Raw genomic sequence first — 13649 nt, 5'->3', positions numbered from 1 at the left:
GCGGCGGGGGCGAAGATGTCAGCGGTTGACGGCCTTGCGGTGCTCGGTGCGGACAGCGACGGGCGCCACCAAATCGGCGCCAGAGGCCGCAGACGTTCGGTCGACGAGCATGTGCCGACCACCACCGACGTGCTGGGCACGATTCCGGCTATTGCGCCTCGGCGGCGGGGGAGCGCGGTGCGCGTTGGCGCCAGACGTCGCGCAGTAGCGGTCGCGCTGGTATGGATGACGGCGATGTCGTTGCCCTTGGTGGTGGGCGCCACGGTCATGGCCCGTGCACACGCGGACCCGGCGACGGCCAGCGACGAGTGTCTACCGGCTGAGCACGTGGTGCAGTCCACCGAGTCGACGCCGGCGACGTCGACATGGGCGCCGACGGTTTATCCCACCGATACGTGGACGTACCAGACCCCGTTCCGAGAGTCACCCACCACCACGACGACTCTGACCACCGAAACGCCGCCGACCGAGACCACGCCGACGGAGACCACGCCGACGGAGACCACGCCGACCGAGACCACGCCGACGGAGACCACGCCGACCGAGACCACGCCGACGGAGACCACGCCCACCACGACGTCCCCGCTGCCGACCTTTGTCCTTCCCAGGGTCGCGGTGTTCGTGCAGCCCGCGGCCAGTGTGGCGTCCTGTGGATCGGCAGTTGACGCCGTTCCCTGGGTGACAGTGGGGGTCCTTCTCACCCTGGCGGTCCTGTTGGGGGCCGGTCTGTTCTGGCACACGAAGCGACGTCGCGGCCCCGACTGGCTCCGCGAGCACGTCACAGTGACAACGCGGCCAGCCCAAGCGCCGACCGCCGACATACATCGTGACGACGAACGCCTGCGCGACCACGCCTTCAGCGTTGTGGCGACAAACGGCCAGCGGCATTCAACGATCGAGGAGAACCGCTCATGACACACACGGATACGCCCACCGCCGCGCACACACCGGTCGCCGAATGGCTGTTGCCGACCTCGACTGAGACCCGGCTACGACTCGAAAATGTCATGCGGCAACCGAAGTCAACCGGCGCCAACGGGGCACGGCCGCTGCGTACGCTGACCGACGTGGCCCGCCGGGTCCTGCTCGAGGAGATCGAGACAAAACTGCGCATGGTCCTCAGCGAGACGCTCGTCGAACTCGTCATCGCTGCTTGGCGAAAGCACGCCACGGTCACCGAGGCGTTGCAGAAATCGCGCAGGCAACCTGGGGTCGATCAGATTGTTTCGCTGGCCAAACACACCGTTACCACGCGACACGACCACAGTGTGGATATCGAAATGGACCATGTGCGGGTGATGACGCTGGCCGTCGAGATGGCCATGGCGGCCCAGCTGTGCGATGTGGTGGCGGTCGCGCGCGACGGGCGCGTCGTTGCGATTCGGTCCGGGAACGCCAAAGCCGACGGGTCGGTGATGATTGACGATCTGCAGATCGGCCATAGGACAATGACTTTCCCGATCACCGCGGAACTCACCTTGCGCGGCGACCGCCGGGACGTGCGAAACTGACTCAATCCGCCATAAAACTGCTCGCGTCCCTGCGAATTGGCCACACCGACCCGATGCGGTGGGTGAGGGTCAATCGGAACCGGACCGCTAGTGGCCAAGGTTCGCTAGGCATTCCGATGTCAAAACTTGAATTGTGAGACGGATTCCGGTCCCGAGTAGCTATCCCCGAGTTGTGAATCCTGTTGTGCCCCAGTCGGTCCCGTGCGGTCCAGTGCGAACTGGTGAGGACTTCCCTACCGCTATCAAGTGGCACACGGTGGGCAACGGTAACGTCGAATTCTGGTAGAGCTGCTGCGAGCAATCAGCCGCGATCGGCTGCGTCGATTCCGCGTCGCTTCGTACGATCGGTCGATGACCGACGATCAGCCGGGCGACAAGCGCGACGAACGTGATGAGGTCACCGTCGGCGCATCCGTGCGGGTGTATCCAGGCAGTGAGCAGGAGCGACTTGGTGTGGTGGTCGAGGACTTCGGCGACTCGGCGGGTCACAGCGTTGACATCGGCGTTCATCACATTGTGAATGCGGCGCGGCGCTGGGCAGTTCGCTTGGGCGATGACACCCTGGTGTTCGTCGACAGCGATGACCTGGTGTTGGCGTGATCCGGCGTCGTTAGGCCGGTCGCGAACAGCCCCTTCCGCAGTAATCGCACCGACGAAATGCCGAATGACCTCCTCTGTAGCAGACTGCTACACTTAGTTGCAGAATGCTACACGCAGGAGGGTGTCATGGCGGAAACCGCTGACCGGGTGACCCGATTCGCCGCTGACCTGATGGATGCGGCGGCGGCCGAAGGCGCGCGCCAGAGCCGCTCAGCCAAACAGCAGCTCGACCACTGGGCGCGGGTCGGACGCGCGGTGTCCAGCCGGCACAGCGCTGCGCGCCGCCGGGTCGAGGCGGCACTGGCCGGTGAGCTGGAGCTGACTGAGCTTTCCCACGAGGAGGGCGTGGTGTTCAACGCGGAGATCTCCGCGGCGATCGAGGAGAAGCTGGCCGGCGCGAACTACGGCGGCATCCTGGCTGGACGCGGCGTCACCACCGTCGCGCTCAACGACGCCGGCGAGCTCGTCGAACACCGCCCCGACGGCACCTCGGTCGTGGTGAGCGGTCGGTGACGCCGGCGACAGACGACGCCGCCTGCCGGTGAACCGGCTCGACCTCATCGCCGGGCCCAACGGCGCCGGTAAGTCCACTTTCGTCGAGCTCACCCTGGCGCCGCTGCTCAAGGGCAGCGTGTTCGTCAACGCCGACGAGATTGCCAAGGACCGCTGGCCCAAGGAGCCGTCGGCACACGCCTATGAAGCGGCGGTCATCGCCGCCGAGACGCGCGAGACGCTCATTCGAGCGGGCCGCTCGTTCATCGCCGAGACGGTGTTCTCCCATCCGTCGAAGCTCGAGTTGATCGACGCGGCACACGCCGCGGGCTACACCGTGGTGCTGCATGTGCTGCTGATCCCCGAGGAGCTGGCGGTGGCGCGCGTGGCCTACCGGGTGCGCGCAGGGGGACACCCGGTGGCGCAGGACAAGATCCGGCAGCGCTATCACCGGCTGTGGCCGCTGGTCGCCGAGGCGATCTCGCGCTGCGAGCAGGCGACGGTGTACGACAACAGCGCTCTCACCGGCCCGCGGATCGTCGCGCAGATGGCGGAAGGCTTCATCGTCGGCGCCCCGGACTGGCCGGGCTGGGCGCCGCAGCCGCTGACCACGCGCTGGCCGCTAACCAGCTGACAGCGCCTCGATTCCGTGGGGGCTGGTGAAGTGGCAGATGGCGCAATGGTGCTGTTGGTGGTCGCGTCGATCATCGGGATCGTGCAGTTGTATTTCGGTGCGTCTCCGTGCTGGGAGTCGGAGTGAATCTGTTCTGGGTCATCTTCGACACGATCATTCTGAGTGTGGTGTTCCAAGCGGTGCGCTACCGCGGGCACGAAGCGGAGGAAAGTGATGAATGAGTTCTCAACGCGCACAGCAACTTCAGGCGTCGTCGTGGTAAGCCCCTTCCTCAACTCCGATTCAGCCACCGTGACGCTGTGTGACGATGGCCATCCCGCGGCCGTCGACCTGTCCGCGGTGACACTGCTCGACGAATTGGCCGAGCAGGGGCGACGGTGACGGGAATCGGTGGACGCTGATGCTGCGACTGAGGTAGTCACGGGCGGAAGGTGACTCCGCCGTCGACGCTGATGGTCTGGGCGGTGATGAAGCTGCCGTCGTCGGAGAGCAGCAGCGCACCCAATGCGGCCACGTCGTCGGGTTTCCCGAAGCGGGACTTGATCATCTGACGTGCCCGGGTCTGCTCGATGATGCCGTCTGGCATCCATTGCTCGTCGAACTTGTAGTGCCAAATCAGGCCTGGCGCAATGGCATTGGCGCGGATGCCCTTGGGGCCGTAGCGGCGCGCGATGTGGCGCATCAGCGCGAGCTCGGCGGCCTTGCTCATCGCGTACGACACCCGGGTGCCCGCGCCGTTGTAGGCGTCGATGGATGCGGTGAACACGATCGACCCGGCGCCGGCGTCGATCATCGGCGGGATCGCGTGCTTGGCGCAGATGACGAACCCGCGGGTGTTGACGCGCATGACTTCGTCGAACGCGTCGAGCGGCAGTTCGACGACGCCGCCGGGCTCATAGGCGTCGGCGGCGTTGGTGAAGTTGACGTGCATGCCGTCGAGGCGGCCGAACGTGTTGACGGCGAGGTCGACGATCGCTTTGACCGAGTCTTCGTCGGCGCCGTCGAGCGGCACACTTTTGACTCGCGCACCGGACGGGTCGATCTCGGCGGCCACCCGCGCGGTGAGGTCGGCGTCGAGGTCGCCGATCACGAGCAGCGCGCCTTCCTCGGCGTAGCGGCGCGCCAGGCCGTTGCCGATGCCGCCGAGGCCGGCGACGATGACAACCTTGTTCTCGAGCAGTCCGGCCACCGTGTCGATCCTTCCCTGGCGATGAGTTTCGCGTGCGCATCATGTCTATACGGACAACGGTGTTCGGAAGGAGAGTGCCATGGCTAAACCACCGGTGGTAGACCAGGAGACCTGGCGTAAGGAACTCGAAGAGTTGCGGCGACGGGAGAAGGCGGCCACGCGGGAGTTGGATGCCATCGCCGCGCAGCGGCGGCGGCTGCCGATGGTGGAGATGGGTGAGTACACGCTGATCGGCGAGGAGGGCCCGGTTCGGCTGGTCGACGTGTTCAAGGGCCGTTCGCAGCTGATTGTTTACAACCACATGTGGGAGGACGGCGCGGAGTGGCAGTGCGGTGGCTGCACCGGCTTCACGTCGCAGTTCACCCGGCTGGAGTTTTTGGACAACTACGACGCGCGGTTCGTGATCGTCACCAACGGGCCGATCGACGAGGCGCTGGCATACCGGGACAAGGTCGGCAACAAGATGGAGTGGTACTCGTCGTCCGGGAGTTCGTTCGGCGCAGATATCGACGCGCCGCCAGGCGGTGGCTTCGGGGTCAATGTGTTCCTGCGTGACGGCGACACGGTCTACCGGACGTGGCATACGAATGGCCGTGGCACCGAACAGCTGAGCCACTCGTTCGGGCTGATCGACATCCTGCCGTTCGGGCGTCAGGAGGAGTGGCAGGATTCGCCGGAAGGCTGGCCGTCGCGGCCCACGTACTCTGGGTGGCTCGACTCGCCGGACATCGCGAAGGCTTACGGTCGGCGGTAGCCGGCCCGCCACTTGTCGAGGAGCCTGCGGTCGCGTTTGGTCGGCCGCCCGGCGCCGCGATCACGAACGGCGACAGGCACATACGGCGTCGACGGTGGCGCGGGCGAGCGGTCGAGGTAGCACGTGACGGCGTCGACGGCGCCGACCCGCTTGTGGATCACGCGCGTCACTTCGACGATGCGGGTCCGGTCGCCGATGCGGGCGTGCACGGTGTCGCCGGGTGACACCGTGGTGGCGGGCTTGGCGGGTCGATCGTTGACCCGGACGTGGCCGCCGCGGCAGGCGGGGGGGGGGTCGGGCCGGGTCTTGGTCAGCCGGACTGCCCACAACCATTTGTCGACGCGGGTCGCTTCCATGGCTTTCATTGTGGACGCGTGACCATGGCGAAGCATCCTCGAGTGGCGGGTCGGTGCTGCAGATCAAGACTCACCGGCTCGTGCAGTGTCCGGTAACCGGGATGGTGCTGGTGCCCTGAAGAAGAAGCAATAAACGACCGGTCGGCTATTATTGGACGTATGCCGCGGCCGGCCAATCCCGATGTACGCCGCCGCCTACTCGAGGCGGGGCTCGCACTCGTCCATGCCCGCGGCTTCGCAGCGAGCGGCGTCAAGGACATCACCGATGCGGCAGGCGTGCCGAAGGGTTCCTTCTATGCGTATTTCCCCAGCAAGGAGGCCTTCGCGGCAGCGATACTCGAGTACTACTGGTCCGATATCGAAGCGCGGCTGATGATTCCGATCCTCGAGGCCGATGGATCGGCCTCCGAGCGGATCACGCGGTTCTTCAATGCGCTGGCCGACGAGCACGAAGCCGGCGACTTTCTGCTGGGCTGCCTGGTCGGCAAGCTATCGCTGGAACTCGGCGGGTCGAGCGACGCGATTCGGGACGAAATCGTGCGCATTCTCGCCCGCTGGGATGGCGCGTTGGCCGCGTGCGTGCGTGCAGGCCAAGCGGGCGCCGACGGCATCAGGACCGATCTCGATGCCGAAGACCTCGCATCTCTTCTCATCGAGGCGTGGGAAGGCGCCGCTTTGCGGGGGAAGGTCACCCGCGACCGCGCTCCATACGACCGGTTCGAAACCGTCGTCGTGCCCGCCTTGCTGCATTGATCGCCCTGCTCAGCGGCACGGAACGCCTCTCAGTTGATTTATAGACGACTGGTCATCTATATTCGAAATCGTGACCATTACCCCGATCCATCCCGAACCGAAGGACGCTGCGCTGCCGGCGACCGGATTCCAACTCGACGTCGCGCGGGCCGCACTCGTCGTCACCGATCCGCAGATCGACTTCCTGAGCCCCAACGGTGTCTCCTGGCCGGTGTTCGGCGACAGCGTTCGCGAGAACGACACCGTGGCGCACATCGGCGAATTGTTCGACGCTGCCAAGGCGGCGGGCATCACCGTCGCGGTGTCGCCGCACTACTTTTATCCGTCCGACAGGCAGTGGGCATTCGGCGATCCGCTCGAGCAATTCATGAGTTCGGTCGACATGTTCGCCCGCCAAAGTGCGTACACGACAGACGGGTTCGCCGGATCCGGTGCCGACTTCCTGGCCGAATACAAGCACCACATTCTCGACGGGCAAACGGTGATCACCTCTCCGCACAAGATCGTGGGTCCGGAATCGAATGACCTTGTGCTGCAACTCCGCAAGCGCAATATCAGCCAGGTGATCCTGGCCGGGATGGCGGCCAATTTGTGTGTCGAGGGCCACATGCGCGAGCTCGTGGAACAAGGTTTCGAGGTAGCCGTGGTCAAGGACGCCACGGCGGGCCCACGTCTCCCCGAGGGCGACGGGTACCTCGCGGCACTGGTGAACTACCGGTTCCTCGCCAGCGCGGTATGGACGACCGCGCAAGCCGTTGCCCACCTGACCGAAGAACAACAACAAGGAGTCTGAAGACATGACATCGATCGAGGATCCGCGACAGCGCAGATTCGCCCTGAACCACGGCGGTGGGTCTCTTCCCGCTCTCGGCTTCGGGACACTGCTGTCGGACCGCAGCGCCACAAGAGACGCGACCAAAGCCGCTGTGGCAGAGGGCTTTCGACATCTCGACTGTGCAGAGCGGTATCGAAATGAAGAGGAGGTCGGACTCGCTCTGAAGGAGGTGTTCGCCGACGGAACCGTCCGCCGCGACAACCTGTTCATCACCACGAAGCTCTGGAACAACAACCACCGCCCCGAACGTGTCAGGCCCGCGCTACAGGCCAGCTTGACAAAGCTCGGTCTCGAGTACGCCGACCTCTACCTGATGCACACTCCCTTCGCGTTCGCGCCGGGCGACGACCAGGATCCGCGGGACGCGTCTGGAAACGTGGTGTACGACGACGGCGTCACTCTCGAGGAGACGTGGGCGGCGATGGAGGCACTCGTCGACGAGGGACTCACTCGGGCGATCGGTCTGTCGGACATCGATGTCGAGGGAACCCAGCGGATCGTCGCAAGCGCACGGATCAAGCCCGCGGTCGTCGAGGTGGAATCGCACCCCTATCACCCGCAGTGGGATTTGCACGACTACTGCACCAGCGAAGGCATGGTGCTGTTGGCATTCGCGCCGCTCGGACATGCATTGCAGCCGCGCGTACTCGACGACCCGCTCATCGTGGACATGGCCAAGCGCTTCAAAAGCACTCCCGCACAGATACTTCTGGCCTGGGGCATTCAGCGCGGCACCGCTGTGTTGACGTCCTCGGTGACGCCACGCCGGATCCGGGAGAATTTCGGTGTCACGGCCCTTCCCGCTAGCGCCGTCCGGGAGATAAGCGAGCGACTGCACACGCGCGTCCGGTTCAACTCAGTGGTGGACGGCGGGGAACCGGGCTTCAGTGAAGTGCCGAAGGACATCTGAGCCGGGTCCGGTGTCCCGGACGTGCTCGACGAATACCGGTCGCACTCGCCATTGGGACGGATGGCGACCGCCGACGAGGTCGCCTGGGCAATCGTGGCTCTGCTCGCCCCTGAGGCGGCCGCGCTGCACGGTGCGACACTGGCGTTGGACGGCGGCGCCCGTCGGGGATTGTTCTAGCGGACCTGGGTGTTCTCGATGACCAACGCGATGCCCTGGCCGGAGCCGATGCATACTCCGAGGATCCCGTACCGCGCGTTGCGCTCACGCAGTTCGGTGGCGAGCGTCAGCACGTAGCGGGTGCCCGAGGCGCCGAACGGATGTCCGGTGGCAACGGCTCCGCCGTTCGGGGATAGTTTGTCGTCGGGGATGCCGAAACCATCGAGTTGGTTGGAGAGTTCGCGCAGCACCCCCAGTGTCTGCGCACTGAAGGCCTCGTGCACTTCCCACACGTCGATCTGCTCCGGGGTCAGCCCAGCGCGCTTGAGCGCCAACGGCATTGCATACGCAGGACCGAGTCCCATGATCAGCGGGTCGAGGGCGTAGACGGCAGAAGAGACCACTCTGGCCATCGGAGTGATGCCGAGTTCGGCGGCCTTCTTCCCCGACGCGATCACGATCGCGCTGGCGCCGTCGGTGAGCGGCGACGAATTGCCCGCAGTCATCTGCGTGGTGCCCGACTGGGCGGGCAGCGCCGCCAGGCGTTCGGCTGTGGTGTCGTCACGGATGAATTCGTCGTGCTCGAACAGCCTTTCGCCACTCCTCTTCGTCGCCGCGATCGTCACTGGCATGATCTCCTTGGCCAGCCGGCCGGAGTCGCGCGCCGCCGCGGCCCGCTGTTGCGACCGCAAAGCGAATGCATCGATCTCCTCGCGGCTCAGGCGGTAGCGATCCGCCACGTTCTGTGCGGTCTCGATCATCGAGATGTAGGCGTTGCTGGCCACCAACGTGGGGTTCGGCGGTCCGCCGGCGCCTGCCCACATCGTGTCGAGAAGGAACAGAGGTCCGCGAGGCGCGAAGGGTGCGTCGCCCTTCATCCAGGCCCACCCGGAGCGCGACATCGACTCCACGCCCGCAGCGATGCCGATGTTCAGATCGCCCACCATGATCGCGTGACTGATGTTGACCGTGGCGCTCACCGACGATCCGCAGAACCGGTTGATGGTCGCGCCGGGAACACTGTCGGGGAAGCCCGCCGCCAGTGCCGCCCACCGGGCGATGTCGCCCAGTCCCTCATGCGCCGGATTGACGCATCCGGCGACGATGTCCTCGATATGGTCGAGCGGGATGCCCAGGTGATCGCAGGCACCGCGCATGGTCATGCCAAGCAGATCGTCGGCCCGCAGATGCGAAAGGGAACCGCCGTAGCGCCCGAACGGCGTGCGGATGCCTCCCAGGATGAACGCGTCGGTCATGTCCTCTCCTCGCTCACAGGGCGGGCTGATAGATCTCTTCAGCATCAGCGGATGGCACGCCGAGTTCTGTCGCAACGACATCGATCGCCGCCCGGGCGATATCGAGATCGACCCGACCGTCCGCGGTGAAGTACGGACCGATGTAGCGCGTGTAGTAGGCCTGCACTTCATCGCGTGTCATCCGGTTCAAGAAGGATGCGATGTAGTCGACCGCCATATCGGTTCGGCTCGCGATTGCCGCCAAGGCTCGTCGATTGGCGCGCACAAGTGCCTGCAACGCTGTGTCCTCGGCCGGAAATCGGGTGGCGTCTGCGGCGATGCCGACCGTGGGGATCTGGAAATGGTCGCCGACCCAGGCCAGCACATTGAAGCCCTCCTCGGCGGCAACCTGTTCCGGCCCGAGGGTGCTGCCCACGTAGGCCGCGACGATGGACCCGTCGCGCAGACGCCGCAGATCCATCTGATAGTCACCTGGGTGCCGGGACACACACTCCAAATCACGGTCAGGATCAAGACCATTGCGGCGCAGCACTATTCGGGCGAAGCAGCCGGGTGCCGTGTGGGCCGCGTGCACAGCGAGCCGACGTCCGCGCAGATCGGCCATCGACGTGGTGTCGCCGTTGCCGAGAAACCAGAAGAGTGGTTGGTGCGTATTGACGCAGTGCACACGCCACGGGGTGCGGTCGGTCAATCGCGATAGCGTGGCTCGTCCCAGTCCGATGGTCACGTACGAACGCAGCCGTTCTTCGCTCCAGCCGGTCCCGTCATGGATGGCGACGTGAATACCTTCGTCCGCGAAAAAGCCCTCCTGGTCGGCGACGTGGGCGATCAGTTCCTCGTGGATGCCGCGTCCGACATAGGCAAGGTCGATGGTGTGCATCGCCAGATCCTTCCTTCGACGTGATTGGGCGCGGCGACGCTCAGTCCATCGACAGACCGCCGTTGACCGGCAGGTAGTGACCTGTGGTGAAGCCAGAGTCTTCGCTAGCGAGGAACGCCACCGTTCTGGCCACCTCGTCAGCGCGGACCAGACGTCCCATTGGGTTGGTGGCGCCGAGATGCTGCACCTTGTCGGGCGTCAGCTGTCCGGTCACCTTCGTTTCGTCGACGGTGGCAGGTGCGACGAGGTTCGCGGTGATCCCGTGGGGAGCGAGTTCGAGCGCGATGTAGCGAACGAATTGATCCAACGCCGCCTTGGCGGTGCCCAGCGCAATCATTCCCGCCCGCGGGCGGCGAGACAGTCCTGTGCTGAGATATACAAGCCGGCCGTACTCGCGCTGGATCATTCCTGGCACAACGGCTTTGGTGATCAGATATGCCGCGTGCATCTCCCGATCGAGCTTGCCGCCGAGTTGCTGCCAGGTCAGGTCCGCGAACGACGTGACATCGAAGGGAATCAGGGCGTTGTGGACGACGACGTCGACCCGTCCCCACCGGTCTACGGTTTCCCCGACCATTGCCGCGACCTCGTCGCCCTCGGTGACGTCGGCACGAATCGCCACCGCCTCGCCGCCGGCGGCCGTCACCCGCTGGACCACCTCGTCCGCTTGCTCCGCACTTGCCCGGTAATTTACGACGACCCGGAATCCGCGCTCTGCGAGAACCGACGCGGCCGCCGCGCCGATTCCACGACTGGCTCCGGTGATCAAGGCGACACGAGTCATCAGCTGATCTTGCCGCCATTTGCCCTGCGATGTCAGCAACTTTCGTGATCGCGACCGTGGGTATGAGAAACCTGGGTGGATGCTGTGCGCGTCTACTGGCAGCAGATGGGATCCAGCCTCGCATCTGTCCCGCCCTCTGCGGGGTTCCCGGCCGAAGATCGACATGTCAAAGTCATTGCAGGGCAACGACACTGAAACACCATGTGAGCCCCCTGACCCTTTGAGACTTTTGCTTTGCTCGATGCGGAACAGGCTCGCAAGCAGCGATGGGCTGTGCTGAACAAGCCCGGCACTCTACGTCGACATGGAGCTCTGGAAGCTCTGGGGCGCCGCAGAATCGACGGGTCGTTTACTGGTCGAGAGTGGTTCGTGACCGATTTTGGCACGGCTCTGCGATTCGAGTAGTCGGATACGTACGCACGACCTCAACGATTTTGCCATCATCGTAAAGCCACTGGTAGGAGGTGAAATGAACCTCGGAACGAGAATGATGGGGCGCATTGCCGGACTCACGGCGATTGCTGCATCGGCATTTCTAGCGGTGGCCTGTGGCGGACAGGGCGACCACACCGAGACGACGCCACCGCCGCCCACGAGCGGGAGCGCGACTTTGCCGTCGAACACGCCTACCAAGTCAGGACCGCCCACAACCCATTCAAACCCGACAATCACTGAGGACCCAGATGGGTACACCACAACCACCACATCGGTGACGACAACACTTACTGTCCCGGAGACGACCACAACTTTGCCGACCACGACAATCACAACCCCGACGACGGACGGTCTGCCGATACTCACGTCGGTTCCGCCCACCACGCAGGCGCCGCCGGCGTGAGCGACGGGGCGAAGTCGCTGACCCAGTCCGCGGAGCGGTGGCTGAGCCTTGCGGCGCTCATCGTCGCACCGACATCACTGATCACTGGTCTCTGCTACTTCTTTGGTCTGCTCTTCATCCGAAGCAAACTGCAGTTTTTCGGTGTCGATCCGTCCACGCTGGGCTACACGTCGGCCGACTACGCAGTCACCACCATCGGGCTCTTCTTCTTCGCGGCACTGCGCGTGTTGATCGTGCTCGCAGCGCTGGTGGTGCTCATGGTGGCCGTCCGCCACTGGGTGGCATCGGGGCGTCGAATCACCTTGTTGCGCACCATTGCGTGGTCGCTGGCAACCCTCGGCGCAGTAGGCGTGACCGTTGCCGTCGTCTGGCTGGCGTCCGATTACAACCTGATCAATTGGATAGTCGACAACCCGACCCAGATGCAGATGGCAGTGACGATCGCCGCCGGAATCACACTACTGGCCACCGGCTATTGGACTCTGACCCACACCGGCTTGAGCCGGCTGCCCAAGCTCGCCGAGCGGACACTGCTCGTCTTGGCGGCGACAGGTTTAGTGGTCGCGCTGTTCTGGGTCACCGATCTGTACGCCGTCGAACAAGGCAAGGGCCACGGCGCGTATGCCTCAGACCAGCTATGGGCCGCCGACGGTGACTACACCGCAGTCCAACTCGACACCACCGAGATACTCGACATGCCAAGCAACCTGGTGAAGACAACGGTGCTGCCCTCGCAGGGACCGCCGGCACCACCGGTCTACCGCTACCAATGCCTACGTGTCCTAGAAGCGCACGGCGGCCACTATGTGCTGGTGCCAGCCAGGTGGTCGAGGGATCACGGGTACGCGATCACGGTGGTGCCCGATGCGACGCACCGCATCACCGGAGTCGTGAATTCGACCCCCGTTGCAAAGGGACCCAGCATCGACCCGTACTGGCAATGCCCCGAAGTGGTACGTGTTTTCGACCAGACTGACCTCGAACGTATTCTGCTCGACCCCGAGGCCGCACAGGCAATTGTCGGTGTGAGTGATCTGAACGCCACCGGGCCCGATACCTACATCGACGCCGCGCCTGGCGCACACAATTCCACATCGCCGAAAAGCTGTGCCTCCGAAAGCGATCCGTCGGGGATCCCGGCCGCGCTGCCGCCGTATCCCGCCGCTGCCCCGGCAGCGCGGGAACGGCAATTCATCGATGACGTTGGCTCCGGCCGCGTTTGGCTGCGGCAACGGGCCATGAGATTCACCAACCCCGCCGAGGCATCGGATTTCATGGCACGCACCCAAGAACATTGGGGTTACTGCACGGGCAAGTCAGCCGTGGTGAACCGGCATGGTGAGGATCAGCCCCGTACGCTTGGCATTCGCGGATTGCAGGAAGGGATTTTGTCGGTGCCTGATTCGGCGCCGTCGTCGGCGTCTGCAGACTGCGTCCAAGCTTTGGCCGCCAAGTCCAACATCGTGGTTGCGGTGGATCTGTGCGGGGCCGCAGACCCGTCGCGCGCGGTCGCCGTCGCCTACGCCGTGCGCGGACGCGTTCCCACCGACTACTAGACCTTCCCAGCGGTCGGCGCGAGCTCAGGCGTCGACTGAGGTGGTCGAAGCAGAGGCGATGAGTGATCTACCGCGCGGTGACCCCAGGGTTGCCGTCACGGCATCCGCAGTACACCATCGGCAGCGAACGCGGTGTGCTCGCTGG

General features: G+C 64.8%; 17 protein-coding genes and 1 pseudogene. 13 read left to right on the top strand and 5 right to left on the bottom strand.

The annotated features are described in order from the left end of the window. Positions 1 to 15: 15 nt before the first annotated feature. From A5724_RS33955 to A5724_RS33950, 7 genes and pseudogenes are all read left to right on the top strand, one after another. On the top strand, positions 16 to 915 hold the full coding sequence (locus A5724_RS33955) for a hypothetical protein (protein ID WP_067808968.1): 900 nt from the start codon (positions 16 to 18) through the stop codon (positions 913 to 915). Continuing rightward, positions 912 to 1511 (top strand): hypothetical protein, encoded by a 600-nt coding sequence (locus tag A5724_RS25650; protein WP_067808965.1) that lies wholly within the window; start codon positions 912 to 914, stop codon positions 1509 to 1511. The genes A5724_RS33955 and A5724_RS25650 overlap by 4 nt, the downstream gene beginning before the upstream one ends. Positions 1512 to 1862: 351 nt before the next feature. Continuing rightward, positions 1863 to 2111: a hypothetical protein gene (locus A5724_RS25645; protein WP_067808963.1), complete on the top strand. Its 249-nt coding sequence runs from the start codon at positions 1863 to 1865 to the stop codon at positions 2109 to 2111. Positions 2112 to 2237: 126 nt separating this feature from the next. Further along, a complete protein-coding gene (locus A5724_RS25640) occupies positions 2238 to 2624 on the top strand; it encodes a hypothetical protein (protein WP_067808961.1) in 387 nt (128 codons plus the stop codon). A 28-nt stretch (positions 2625 to 2652) separates the two neighbouring features. Continuing rightward, positions 2653 to 3237, top strand: coding sequence for a zeta toxin family protein (locus A5724_RS25635; protein WP_067808959.1), 585 nt, complete (start codon positions 2653 to 2655; stop codon positions 3235 to 3237). 7 nt (positions 3238 to 3244) lie between these two features. Continuing rightward, positions 3245 to 3458: pseudogene (locus A5724_RS35235) on the top strand (cellulose synthase); the annotation flags it as partial. Next, positions 3451 to 3618, top strand: coding sequence for a hypothetical protein (locus A5724_RS33950; RefSeq protein ID WP_156752454.1), 168 nt, complete (start codon positions 3451 to 3453; stop codon positions 3616 to 3618). The pseudogene A5724_RS35235 and the gene A5724_RS33950, both read left to right, overlap by 8 nt. 37 nt (positions 3619 to 3655) lie before the next feature. Here the strand turns inward: A5724_RS33950 and A5724_RS25630 are convergent, their stop codons facing one another. Next, positions 3656 to 4426 (bottom strand): SDR family NAD(P)-dependent oxidoreductase, encoded by a 771-nt coding sequence (locus A5724_RS25630; RefSeq protein WP_232004979.1) that lies wholly within the window; start codon positions 4424 to 4426, stop codon positions 3656 to 3658. Positions 4427 to 4505: 79 nt separating this feature from the next. Here A5724_RS25630 and A5724_RS25625 point away from each other — a divergent pair, with 79 nt between their 5' ends. Further along, entirely contained in the window at positions 4506 to 5180 is a 675-nt protein-coding gene (locus tag A5724_RS25625; RefSeq protein WP_067808954.1) for a DUF899 family protein, read from the top strand. Here A5724_RS25625 and A5724_RS25620 read toward each other — a convergent pair. After that, positions 5165 to 5536, bottom strand: a complete 372-nt coding sequence (locus A5724_RS25620) for an RNA-binding S4 domain-containing protein (protein ID WP_067808952.1) — start codon at positions 5534 to 5536, stop codon at positions 5165 to 5167. The genes A5724_RS25625 and A5724_RS25620 overlap by 16 nt on opposite strands. Positions 5537 to 5695: 159 nt before the next feature. On the opposite strand from A5724_RS25620, the gene A5724_RS25615 reads away from it, so the two are divergent. The 4 genes from A5724_RS25615 to A5724_RS33360 all read left to right on the top strand — a co-directional run bounded on the left by A5724_RS25615 (position 5696) and on the right by A5724_RS33360 (position 8211). Further along, a complete protein-coding gene (locus tag A5724_RS25615; protein ID WP_067808950.1) occupies positions 5696 to 6289 on the top strand; it encodes a TetR/AcrR family transcriptional regulator in 594 nt (197 codons plus the stop codon). A gap of 70 nt (positions 6290 to 6359) precedes the next feature. After that, a complete protein-coding gene (locus tag A5724_RS25610; protein ID WP_232004978.1) occupies positions 6360 to 7082 on the top strand; it encodes a cysteine hydrolase family protein in 723 nt (240 codons plus the stop codon). Between the two features lie 4 nt (positions 7083 to 7086). Further along, the gene (locus A5724_RS25605) at positions 7087 to 8034 is read left to right on the top strand and encodes an aldo/keto reductase (RefSeq protein WP_067808946.1); all 948 of its coding nucleotides are present in this window, start codon (positions 7087 to 7089) and stop codon (positions 8032 to 8034) included. Between the two features lie 21 nt (positions 8035 to 8055). After that, a complete protein-coding gene (locus A5724_RS33360; RefSeq protein WP_082965270.1) occupies positions 8056 to 8211 on the top strand; it encodes an SDR family oxidoreductase in 156 nt (51 codons plus the stop codon). Here the strand turns inward: A5724_RS33360 and A5724_RS25600 are convergent. Genes A5724_RS25600 through A5724_RS25590 form a run of 3 tightly spaced genes read right to left on the bottom strand, consistent with a single transcriptional unit; the run spans position 8208 to position 11110 of the window. After that, positions 8208 to 9446, bottom strand: coding sequence for a thiolase family protein (locus A5724_RS25600; protein WP_067808944.1), 1239 nt, complete (start codon positions 9444 to 9446; stop codon positions 8208 to 8210). The two genes, A5724_RS33360 and A5724_RS25600, sit on opposite strands and share 4 nt — an antisense overlap. Before the next feature lie 13 nt (positions 9447 to 9459). Next, positions 9460 to 10326: an ABC transporter substrate-binding protein gene (locus A5724_RS25595; protein WP_067808941.1), complete on the bottom strand. Its 867-nt coding sequence runs from the start codon at positions 10324 to 10326 to the stop codon at positions 9460 to 9462. A 40-nt stretch (positions 10327 to 10366) separates the two neighbouring features. Continuing rightward, positions 10367 to 11110 (bottom strand): SDR family NAD(P)-dependent oxidoreductase, encoded by a 744-nt coding sequence (locus tag A5724_RS25590; protein ID WP_067808936.1) that lies wholly within the window; start codon positions 11108 to 11110, stop codon positions 10367 to 10369. Positions 11111 to 11944: 834 nt separating this feature from the next. Between A5724_RS25590 and A5724_RS25585 the strand changes: the two genes are divergently transcribed. Next, positions 11945 to 13504: a sensor domain-containing protein gene (locus A5724_RS25585; protein WP_067808933.1), complete on the top strand. Its 1560-nt coding sequence runs from the start codon at positions 11945 to 11947 to the stop codon at positions 13502 to 13504. The last annotated feature ends 145 nt before the right edge of the window (positions 13505 to 13649 follow it).

The organism is Mycobacterium sp. ACS1612, from assembly GCF_001667505.1.
Classification (GTDB): Bacteria; Actinomycetota; Actinomycetes; order Mycobacteriales; family Mycobacteriaceae; genus Mycobacterium.
Note: the sequence above shows the minus strand (reverse complement) of the source record. Positions and strands in the feature narration are given on the sequence as shown.

Excerpts from the sequence above, each read along its gene's own strand:
- A5724_RS33955 (WP_067808968.1), top strand. The coding sequence starts at position 16 with ATGTCAGCGGTTGACGGCCTTGCGGTGCTCGGTGCGGACAGCGACGGG.
- A5724_RS25650 (WP_067808965.1), top strand. The coding sequence starts at position 912 with ATGACACACACGGATACGCCCACCGCCGCGCACACACCGGTCGCCGAA.
- A5724_RS25645 (WP_067808963.1), top strand. The coding sequence starts at position 1,863 with ATGACCGACGATCAGCCGGGCGACAAGCGCGACGAACGTGATGAGGTC.
- A5724_RS25640 (WP_067808961.1), top strand. The coding sequence starts at position 2,238 with ATGGCGGAAACCGCTGACCGGGTGACCCGATTCGCCGCTGACCTGATG.
- A5724_RS33950 (WP_156752454.1), top strand. The coding sequence starts at position 3,451 with ATGAATGAGTTCTCAACGCGCACAGCAACTTCAGGCGTCGTCGTGGTA.
- A5724_RS25625 (WP_067808954.1), top strand. The coding sequence starts at position 4,506 with ATGGCTAAACCACCGGTGGTAGACCAGGAGACCTGGCGTAAGGAACTC.
- A5724_RS25620 (WP_067808952.1), bottom strand. The coding sequence starts at position 5,536 with ATGGAAGCGACCCGCGTCGACAAATGGTTGTGGGCAGTCCGGCTGACC.
- A5724_RS25615 (WP_067808950.1), top strand. The coding sequence starts at position 5,696 with ATGCCGCGGCCGGCCAATCCCGATGTACGCCGCCGCCTACTCGAGGCG.
- A5724_RS25605 (WP_067808946.1), top strand. The coding sequence starts at position 7,087 with ATGACATCGATCGAGGATCCGCGACAGCGCAGATTCGCCCTGAACCAC.
- A5724_RS25600 (WP_067808944.1), bottom strand. The coding sequence starts at position 9,446 with ATGACCGACGCGTTCATCCTGGGAGGCATCCGCACGCCGTTCGGGCGC.
- A5724_RS25595 (WP_067808941.1), bottom strand. The coding sequence starts at position 10,326 with ATGCACACCATCGACCTTGCCTATGTCGGACGCGGCATCCACGAGGAA.
- A5724_RS25590 (WP_067808936.1), bottom strand. The coding sequence starts at position 11,110 with ATGACTCGTGTCGCCTTGATCACCGGAGCCAGTCGTGGAATCGGCGCG.